The sequence below is a fragment of the Actinomycetes bacterium genome, assembly GCA_024222295.1.
Lineage (GTDB): Bacteria > Actinomycetota > Acidimicrobiia > Acidimicrobiales > Microtrichaceae > JAAEPF01.
In genome coordinates this window covers 1-819 of sequence record JAAEPF010000106.1, presented here as the reverse complement: position 1 = coordinate 819, position 819 = coordinate 1, and the positions used below count along the sequence as shown (strand labels likewise).

The following is an 819-nucleotide window of genomic DNA, read 5'->3' as shown; positions in this document are numbered from 1 at the left end:
TGCAAGACGATCACCGTGGGGCTGCGGAACGCGCAGGAGAACGCGCGGGTCCGCGTCCGGCCCGGGGAGTATGTCGAGAGCCTCACGGTTGCGACCCCCGGCGTGGAGCTCGTCTCCGAAGCGCGCCACCAGGCCAGGATCACCGGTGAGGTCACACTCACCGGCGACCACGCGCGCCTCGTCGGCTTCCACATCCAAGGCCTCCACCGAGGCGACCACTGGGTCGAGGTGCGATGCCTGCTCGGCTGCGGGGTCTCCGGGAACCGGATGAGCGATCTCCTCTGCGCGGGAGACTGCGCTGGCATCCGCGTCGCAGGAGGCGGCGCGAGCGTGGCCATCGAGGACAATGAGCTGGACCAGCTGACCGGCCGGCTCACCGTCGGCGTCCAGGTGTCGAACGGCTCGGACCACATCATCGTACGCAACCAGGTGACGAACATCTCGAGCGGAGCGGGCAGGGACGCCTATGGGATCCTCGCGGGCGGGGCTGGCCTCACCATCGCTGGCAACACACTGCAGACGCTGACTGGCACTGGTGCTGGCGCCGCGGTCGGCATCAAGCTCTCCGGGGTGTTCGACGCGGTCGTCGTGGACAACGACATAGAGGAGGTCACGGGCGGCCCTGGCCCCGGAGTGAGTGGCCGCGGTGTCGGCATCCAGCTGGGGTCGGTGTCGCGCGCCGAGGTCCTGCGCAACGAGGTCACTCGGGTCGCCGGCGGAGTCGGCGGCGCGGACGGAGACATGGGTGGGTCGGCGACCGGCGTTTGGGTCGACGCGTCCACGGGCGTCGAGCTCGCCGACAACGTGCTCTCGCTCGTG

The 819-nt window shown here is 70.1% G+C and carries 1 protein-coding gene; it reads left to right on the top strand.

Annotated elements, in window-relative coordinates:
• Positions 1–15: 15 nt before the first annotated feature.
• On the top strand, positions 16–819 hold an 804-nt coding region (locus GY812_17685), incomplete at its 3' end, for a hypothetical protein (protein ID MCP4437313.1).